This is a genomic window from Bacillus sp. EE-W1, assembly GCF_009760835.1.
In the GTDB taxonomy this organism is placed as follows: domain Bacteria; phylum Bacillota; class Bacilli; order Bacillales; family Bacillaceae_G; genus Bacillus_A; species Bacillus_A wiedmannii.
Window position 1 is genome coordinate 1 of record NZ_WIPE01000011.1, and the last position, 8,732, is coordinate 8,732.

General features: G+C 36.5%; 10 protein-coding genes. 8 read left to right on the top strand and 2 right to left on the bottom strand.

The genetic code is table 11. The annotated features are described in order from the left end of the window. Nucleotides 1-203: 203 nt before the first annotated feature. The gene (gene uvsE / locus GFJ36_RS01115; RefSeq protein ID WP_048542883.1) at nt 204-1,166 is read left to right on the top strand and encodes a UV DNA damage repair endonuclease UvsE; all 963 of its coding nucleotides are present in this window, start codon (nt 204-206) and stop codon (nt 1,164-1,166) included. Here uvsE and GFJ36_RS01120 read toward each other — a convergent pair. After that, entirely contained in the window at nt 1,159-1,731 is a 573-nt protein-coding gene (locus tag GFJ36_RS01120) for a rhomboid family intramembrane serine protease (RefSeq protein ID WP_088061743.1), read from the bottom strand. The genes uvsE and GFJ36_RS01120 overlap by 8 nt on opposite strands. 92 nt (nt 1,732-1,823) lie before the next feature. On the opposite strand from GFJ36_RS01120, the gene acpS reads away from it, so the two are divergent. The 6 genes from acpS (at nt 1,824) to GFJ36_RS01150 (ending at nt 7,767) form a co-directional block, all read left to right on the top strand. Beyond that, a complete protein-coding gene (gene acpS, locus GFJ36_RS01125) occupies nt 1,824-2,183 on the top strand; it encodes a holo-ACP synthase (protein WP_000635044.1) in 360 nt (119 codons plus the stop codon). A gap of 156 nt (nt 2,184-2,339) precedes the next feature. Continuing rightward, nucleotides 2,340-3,290, top strand: a complete 951-nt coding sequence (locus GFJ36_RS01130) for a LolA family protein (protein ID WP_142293521.1) — start codon at nt 2,340-2,342, stop codon at nt 3,288-3,290. Between the two features lie 118 nt (nt 3,291-3,408). After that, nucleotides 3,409-4,578 (top strand): alanine racemase, encoded by a 1,170-nt coding sequence (gene alr, locus GFJ36_RS01135; RefSeq protein ID WP_098230758.1) that lies wholly within the window; start codon nt 3,409-3,411, stop codon nt 4,576-4,578. Between the two features lie 309 nt (nt 4,579-4,887). Continuing rightward, the gene (locus GFJ36_RS01140) at nt 4,888-5,175 is read left to right on the top strand and encodes an antitoxin EndoAI (RefSeq protein WP_000004570.1); all 288 of its coding nucleotides are present in this window, start codon (nt 4,888-4,890) and stop codon (nt 5,173-5,175) included. A 4-nt stretch (nt 5,176-5,179) separates the two neighbouring features. After that, the gene (gene ndoA, locus GFJ36_RS01145; RefSeq protein WP_000635963.1) at nt 5,180-5,530 is read left to right on the top strand and encodes a type II toxin-antitoxin system endoribonuclease NdoA; all 351 of its coding nucleotides are present in this window, start codon (nt 5,180-5,182) and stop codon (nt 5,528-5,530) included. Between the two features lie 68 nt (nt 5,531-5,598). Beyond that, nucleotides 5,599-7,767, top strand: a complete 2,169-nt coding sequence (locus GFJ36_RS01150) for a Tex family protein (protein ID WP_141542686.1) — start codon at nt 5,599-5,601, stop codon at nt 7,765-7,767. Nucleotides 7,768-7,824: 57 nt separating this feature from the next. On the opposite strand, the gene cmpA is transcribed toward GFJ36_RS01150, so the two are convergent. Continuing rightward, entirely contained in the window at nt 7,825-7,941 is a 117-nt protein-coding gene (cmpA, locus tag GFJ36_RS01155) for a cortex morphogenetic protein CmpA (RefSeq protein WP_001143642.1), read from the bottom strand. A 195-nt stretch (nt 7,942-8,136) separates the two neighbouring features. Here cmpA and GFJ36_RS01160 point away from each other — a divergent pair, with 195 nt between their 5' ends. Continuing rightward, on the top strand, nt 8,137-8,595 hold the full coding sequence (locus tag GFJ36_RS01160) for a SprT family protein (protein WP_000344252.1): 459 nt from the start codon (nt 8,137-8,139) through the stop codon (nt 8,593-8,595). Nucleotides 8,596-8,732: the final 137 nt, after the last annotated feature.

An 8,732-nucleotide genomic window follows, 5' to 3' on the forward strand; every position in this document is an offset into this window, starting at 1 on the left:
GATCGCAATCGTGATGGTGGTAGCCGTGGTCGTAAAGGTGAAGGTCAAGGTCGCCCTGGATCTTCAAATGGACGTGGCGAAAGAAAACATCATAGCCGTCCACAAGCTTAATAAAAAAGAGAATGCCCTTTGCTGGCATTCTCTTTTTTTATTTCTGTAATTGTACATACTACATAATAACTTGTGTAGAAAAGAGGTGCTACATGCTTGTAAGACTTGGATATGTTGCGATGAGTGTACATTTAAAGAATGCATCTCCATCTCAAACGATGACATATGCGCAGTTTCAACGAATTGGTGATCGAGAGGCTGCAATTCGTAAACTCGAAAGAATTGCTAATTCGAATTTAGAAAATTGTTTACGGTTATTAAAGCATAATAAAGGGCATGATATATCTTTCTTTCGGCTTAGTTCCAAGCTTGTTCCTTTAGCGAATCATGAGGAGTTGTTAGAGTGGAACTATATTCGCCCCTTAAAAGAAAATTTAAAAGTACTAGGTGATTACGCTATTCGAATGAATATGCGTATTGATTTTCATCCAGATCATTTCGTTGTGCTGAATTCACCTGAAGAGAATATTTTTAAACAATCTGTAAAGACATTGCAGATGCATAAAAAATTATTAAAAGGTATGGGGATTGAACATAAGCAACGATGCGTATTACATGTGGGTGGAGGTTATAAAGATAAGGAACTCGCATTAGAACGCTTTATAGAAAATTGGTCAAGTGTTCCAAGAAGTATCCAAGAGATGGTCATATTAGAAAATGATGATACGACCTTTTCTTTAGAAGAAACATTGTATTTAGGTGAAAAATTAGATATTCCAGTCGTGTTTGATTTGCATCACCATATGATGAATAATGATCGAGAAGATTGGCATGAAGATTGGGCGCGTGTTGTACATACGTGGGAATCGTCTTTGTTACCAGTGAAAATGCACATTTCTAGTCCTAGAGAGGGAAAAGACCCGAGAGCGCATGCGGACTTTATTGATGTAGATACTTTTTTATCTTTTTTAAAAAAGATAAAGGGAAGTGTTCCGCAAATTGATTGTATGATTGAAGCGAAGAAGAAGGATGAGTCTTTATTTCAACTAATGAGAGATTTAAGTAAACAAACAGATGTAGAAATTGTCGATGGTGCGAGCTTTTATATTAAATAAGCTCTGCACCATCGAATTTTTTTGTTAATAAAGGAGTGCAAATACCACCAATAATCAATCCTGTTAAATGGCTTATAGGGTTAGCGGAGGGATTGAAGAAAGTGAATAGTAGTAATATACATATCATGATTGAAAAAATAGCAATGTCTCTTGGATTGGAAGAACGATATCGACTATACAATAGAAATAATTGTGCACCTAGCAATCCGAAAATACCACCAGATGCCCCGGCATGAATATATTCAAGAGGCATAATGAGATAAGAAGAAATATTTCCAAGAGTTCCAGAAAGGAAAAAAATAATGATGAAAGAAAAGTGCCCTAGTTGTTTTTCAATAGAAGAGCCAAGCACAAATAAACAAATACTATTAGAAAGGAAATGTTGTAAGTCTACATGTACAAGTAAGGAAGTTATGAGACGCCACCATTCTCCTTTAGCGATATATTCATTGTAGGATGCCATGGGAAAGAGAAGAAAGTCGCCTAACATAATCATGACTAATTGTATGAGAAGTAAAGCGATGACGATTGGTTGTAAGGAAATGCGGGCAGAAGGTATTAGCATGTTGTGAGTATCACTCCTTTTGCATCAGAAAGATTCTCTGTTATTCTTACAATATGAAAAAAGAAAGCTAAATAGAAGAAGGGGATTTTGAAATGATTGTAGGGATTGGAATCGATATTATTGAATTGAATCGAATTGAAAAAATGCTAGATGGAAAACTTAAATTTATGGAGCGTATTTTAACTGAAAGTGAACGTAATGTTGCTAAGGAGCTGAAGGGAAGTCGCCTTACAGAGTTTGTAGCTGGAAGATTTGCAGCGAAAGAGGCGTATTCAAAAGCGGTAGGAACTGGTATTGGAAAAGAAGTAAGTTTTTTAGATATTGAAGTAAGGAATGATGATAGAGGTAAGCCGATTCTCGTTACAAGTACAGAGCATATTGTTCATTTATCAATTAGTCATAGTAAGGAATTTGCTGTTGCTCAAGTTGTTTTAGAAAGCTCGTCACGCTAGTCTGCATATTTTATATCTTTGTCTCATATATTTGATGTAGCGATAAGGAAGGTACATCTTCCATTCATTTATAGGGGCAAAGGGGCTGAAGTGATGAAAAGGCGTCTGTTTTTAGTTCTTGTCGGTTTATTAACCGTTTTTGTGTTGGCGGGTTGTATGGAAAAGAAACAAGATGATGTTGTGAGAGATTTAGAGGCGAAAGTAAAAGGGATGAAAAGTTATCAAGCTGAAGCAAAATTATCTATTAAAACAGGGAATGAGCCTCAGGAGTACAAGGTAGAAATATGGCATAAGGAACCTTCTTTTTATCGTGTGAATTTGCAGAATGCGAAAAAAGATCAAAGCCAAATTATTTTAAGAAATGAAGAAGGGGTATTTGTATTAACGCCAGCACTTAATAAGAGTTTCCGTTTCCAAAGTGATTGGCCGCAAAATAGTAGCCAGGCTTATTTATATGAATCCCTTGTGAGAGATATTTTGCAGGATAAGAAAAACCTTACTTTTGAAAAAACAGATAAGTATTATATTTTTAAAACAAAAACAAACTATCAACATCAAAACATGTTGCCGAAACAAGAGATTACATTGAAGAAAAGTGATTTAACACCAGTTTCGGTGAAGTTAATGGATAATGATCAAAATGTTCTTGTGAAAGTAGATTTCTCAAAAGTGAAATTTGATGCGAAATTTGATAAAGGTGCATTTGATACGAAACAAAATATGTCTAGAGCGCAAGTAGATGTTCAAACAACAGCGAAAGAAGACAAACCATTTGCTATTTTGTATCCGCGTGATACGCCGCAAGGTATGGTTTTGAAAGATGAAAAAGAGTTGAAGACAGACAGTGGCAAGCGTGCGATACTCACATACACTGGAAGTAAGAAATCCTTTACTTTGATACAAGAAAAGGCAAAAGTTGCAGAGGCTTCGTCAGCGATAAGTGTGAGCGGAGAATTGGTTGATCTTGACTTTACAATTGGGGCATTGACGAAAGATTCTTTAACGTGGTCGCATAACGGAGTAGAATATATGCTCGTGTCTAAAGGTTTAGAGCCGAAGGAGCTATTAATGGTTGCTCGTTCAGTTACAGAGAAGCAAGTGAAGTAAACTTCTTAGACGTGGTGATATATGTGCACCACGTCTTTTCTTAGTTTGAAGGGTGGATTTCATAAAAGAAGCATATAAAAGAATAAGCTTCGCATATCGTGTATAAGGAAGTGTATTTATGGAAGAAGCACCATTTTACCGTGACACTTGGGTGGAAGTGGATTTAGATGCGATCTATAACAATATTACACACATTAAAGATTTCATTCCAAGTGATGTAGAGATTTTTGCTGTAGTCAAGGCGAATGCATATGGACACGATTATGTACCGGTAGCTAAAACGGCATTAGAAGCAGGGGCGACAAGGTTAGCGGTTGCCTTTTTAGATGAAGCTCTAGTGCTTCGAAGGGCTGGTATTACTGTGCCGATTTTAGTGTTAGGTCCTTCCCCGCCTCGTGATGTCAATGTAGCTGCTGAAAATGATGTAGCGTTAACTGTTTTTCAAAAAGAATGGGTGGATGAAGCGATCAAACTTTGGGATGGTTCATCTACAATGAAATACCATATTAATTTCGATAGTGGTATGGGGAGAATTGGAATACGCGAACGAAAAGAATTAAAATCATTTTTAAAGAGTTTAGAAGGTGCGCCATTTTTAGAATTAGAAGGAGTTTATACACATTTTGCAACAGCGGATGAGGTGGAGACTTCTTACTTTGATAAGCAATATAACACATTTTTGCAGCAGTTAAGTTGGTTGAAAGAGTTCGGAGTGGATCCTAAGTTTGTCCATACAGCTAATAGTGCTGCAACGCTACGTTTTCAAGGGATTACATTTAATGCAGTACGAATTGGCATTGCGATGTATGGGTTATCTCCGTCTGTAGAAATACGCCCTTTTTTACCGTTTAAATTAGAACCAGCGCTATCACTGCATACGAAAGTTGCTCATATTAAACAGGTGATTAAAGGGGATGGGATTAGTTATAATGTCACTTACCGAACGAAAACGGAAGAATGGATTGCAACTGTTGCGATTGGATATGCAGATGGATGGCTTAGAAGATTACAAGGGTTCGAAGTGCTTATAAATGGTAAAAGGGTACCGATTGTAGGTCGAGTAACAATGGATCAATTCATGATACACCTTCCTTGTGAAGTGCCGCTTGGTACGAAAGTTACACTCATTGGAAAACAAGGTGATGAGTATATTAGTGCTACTGAGGTTGCTGAATATTCTGGGACTATTAATTATGAAATTATTGCAACGATAAGCTTCCGAGTGCCGAGAATATTCATACGGCACGGCAAGGTTGTAGAAGTAATCAATTATTTGAACAATATATAGAAGGTAGTATGGTTTGCTTCTTGTCATTTGAGAGGACTGTTCATTGGTTAAGAATAAGCTCATTTTTGATGAGAAGCTTTTTACTTATCATTACTTTTAACATAATTTAACGTAAATTTTGCTGGGAAACTCTTTCGTTTCTTGTTTGTAATAAGATAAAAATAAAAGAATATGAATTTTTTGTTTGTGAATTGGAAAACATAAGCAAGGAATAAGGAAGTCTTTGCAACAGGCTCCATACAATGGTATTATTACAATAGGTGTCATATATATATTTGGGTGTGTAGTTGACGGTGGAGGTGTATTTTTGTGTCCGAATCAAGTGTAACTACTGAAATCGTGGTTCGGTTGCCAAAGCAAATGGTAACGGAATTGGACGGAATTGGAAAACAAGAGAATAAGAATCGCCATGAACTAATTTGCCAGGCAACACAACTGTTATTGCGTCAACATAAGACGAAGAAACGCTACCAACATGAATCAATGCGACGTGGGTACATTGAAATGGGAAAAATTAATCTTGGTATTGCATCGGAAGCTTTCTTAGCAGAGTATGAAGCAGCTCATACAGTAGAACGCTTAGTTAGCGGGGGGTAATATTTTGATTGTAAAACGCGGCGACGTGTATTTTGCAGACCTTTCCCCAGTTGTTGGTTCTGAGCAAGGAGGCGTTCGTCCGGTTCTTGTCATTCAAAATGACATCGGAAATCGTTTTAGTCCAACGGTGATTGTAGCGGCTATTACTGCACAGATTCAAAAAGCTAAATTACCCACTCATGTGGAAATTGATGCGAAAAAGTACGGTTTTGAGAGAGATTCTGTTATTTTACTTGAGCAGATTCGAACAATCGATAAGCAGCGCTTAACGGACAAAATCACTCACTTAGATGAAGTGATGATGATTCGTGTAGATGAAGCGCTACAAATTAGTTTAGGACTAATAGATTTTTAAATCGGCAGTTTAAGTTGCTCTCTTTACAGGGCAACTTTTTTTTATTATAGAGGAGGTTACGGTTGTATATGGAAATGGTAGATAATCGACAAGCGTTAATGAAAATGTTAGTGAAGGAATTAGGCTTTACCGAAAAGCAAGTTCGTCATGTTATTCAATTAACAGAAGAAGGTAACACAGTTCCATTTATTGCTCGTTACCGAAAAGAATGGACAGGCTCTTTAGATGAAGTGCAAATTCGTACAATTTTAGAGAGATGGCAATATATGATGCAGCTTGAAGATAGGAAAGAAGAGGTTCTTCGTCTTATTGATGAGAAGGGGAAACTGACAGGAGAGTTACGTCAGCAAATTGTTAAAGCTGTAAAGTTGCAAGAAGTAGAAGATTTATATCGTCCATATAAAGAGAAAAGAAGAACGAAAGCAACGATTGCAAAAGAAAAAGGACTAGAGCCGTTAGCTGAATGGTTATTGTTATATAAGAAAGAAGATCCAAATCAGAAGGCAGTGGAGTTTATTAACGCAGAGAAAGAAGTGCAATCTGCAGAAGAAGCATTACAAGGTGCCCAAGACATTATTGCAGAAATCGTTTCAGATGAAGCAGCTTATCGTAGTTGGATTCGGAATGTTACTTTTAGAAAAGGTGTTATGTCTTCGTCCGTAAAAGATGAAGAGAAAGATGAAAAGAATATATATGAAATGTATTACAGTTATGAAGAACCGTTGCAGAAAGTAGTACCGCATCGTGTATTAGCGATGAATCGCGGTGAGAAAGAAGATATATTGAGAGTTTCTGTTGTTCCACCAGTAGATGAGATAGTAACTTTCTTATATAAGAGAGTAATTCGTGATAACGATTCTAAAAGTGCGCATTATGTAAAGTTAGCAATTGAGGATGGTTATAAACGATTAATTCAATCCTCCATTGAAAGAGAGATTCGAAAAGAATTAACAGAAACAGCTGAGGAACAAGCGATACATATTTTTTCTGAGAACTTACGTAATTTGTTATTACAACCTCCAATGAAAGGAAAGGTTGTGTTAGCTTTAGATCCTGCATATAGAACGGGTTGTAAATTAGCTGTTGTAGATGATACTGGGAAGGTTCTATATATTGATGTTATTTATCCGCATCCACCTGTTCGTAAATATGAAGATGCAAAAATGAAAGTTCTTTCTATTATAGATAAATATCAAGTTGAAATGATTGCGATTGGGAATGGTACAGCTTCTAGAGAATCGGAAGAATTTATAGTTGATGTATTACAAAATGTGAAACAAGAAGTCTTCTATATTATTGTGAACGAAGCTGGTGCGAGTGTGTATTCGGCCTCCGATTTAGCTCGTGAGGAATTTCCGAATTTACAGGTTGAAGAAAGAAGTGCTGTTTCTATTGGGAGACGTCTGCAAGATCCACTTGCTGAACTTGTGAAGATTGATCCTAAATCAGTTGGGGTTGGACAATACCAACATGATGTATCTCAAAAGAGGTTGAATGAATCATTAACATTTGTAGTAGAGACGGCAGTTAACCAAGTCGGTGTGAATGTAAATACAGCTTCAGTTGCGTTATTGCAATATGTTTCGGGTTTATCGAAAACTGTTGCGAAAAATATTGTGGCAAAGCGTGAAGAAGAAGGGAAATTTACAAAACGAACAGACTTAAAGAAAATACCGCGTCTAGGTGCGAAGACATATGAACAATGCATAGGTTTCTTACGTATATTAGAAGGGGCAAATCCGTTAGATCGAACGGGTATTCATCCAGAACAATATAAAAATGTTGAATTGTTATTGAAGAGTCTAGGGTTATCAAAAGATGACGTAGGGCAATTGCAATTACAAAAGAGCTTAGAAGAAGTGGAGATTTCTAAGTTATCGCAAGAAACGGGAGTTGGGGAGCCAACATTAGTTGATATTATAGATGCGCTCATTAGTCCAGAGCGAGACATGAGGGATGAGTTGCCTAAACCGCTTCTGAAAAAAGGGATTTTGAAATTAGAAGATTTAAAACGTGGTATGGAACTGGAAGGAACAGTTCGTAACGTTGTTGATTTTGGTGCTTTTGTTGATGTAGGTGTAAAACAAGATGGTTTAGTACATATTTCTAAACTAAGCAAACAGTATGTGAAGCATCCGTTAGATATTGTATCTGTCGGACAAATCGTCAAGGTATGGGTAGATGATATTGATACGAAAAAAGGTCGCGTTGCACTATCCATGTTGCCGATTGAATAGTAAGAGAAGAGAGCAGATGAAACTGCTCTTTTTTTATGGGATAAAACGTGTAATGGATTATGAGCTTTGATGTATTTTGCTATAATAAAACCAGCATTCATTTAGTAATTTAATTTGATACCGGTTTTTTTCAAAATATGCGCGTTGCATTTGTTTTTTTAGCCACGTAGGCATAGGAATCCCTCCTTGTTTAATCCTACTCTCAAAAATGTAAGGTACTATTGATGAGAGGTTGGTGAGTGGATTTCTATTCATGCTATATTTTTAGAAACCACGCTTCTTGAATGAGGATGGGTATATGTACTATTTAATATATGTATAAGGGAGGAGAAAAGTGTAAAAATATTTTTTAGTTTAGGAGGAATGAGAGTGGATGAGCAAGAAATACAGCGTCTGGTGGAAGAAGTATCACTACAATACTTCGGAATGCCATTTTTACATAGAGCTATGTTCAATAGTAGGTTGCGTACAACTGGTGGACGTTATCTATTGAATACACACAACATTGAACTGAATTATCGATATTACGAAATGTATGGGAAAGAAGAGTTAGTCGGAATCATTAAACATGAGCTTTGTCATTATCACTTACATATTACAGGAAGGGGCTATAAGCACCGGGATAGAGATTTTCGTGAATTGTTAAAAGAAGTTGATGCGCCACGCTTCTGTAAACGAATAATTAATGAAGAGAAGGAAAAAAAGGTTTATACGTATGAATGTATGGGCTGTTTGCTTCAATATGTAAGAAGACGTCAAATAAATACAAAAAGATATGTCTGCGGAAAGTGTAAAGGGAAACTGAACCTGATAAAGAAAACATCTTGACAGTGAAAACGCAATCCAGTATATTATAAACATGTCACGTTTGTACAAGATGTTGAGAAAAAACATCTTGACTTACGATAAGAAATTTTATAAGATACAAATTGTCTTTATTATTCCGCAGTAGCTCAGTGGTAGAG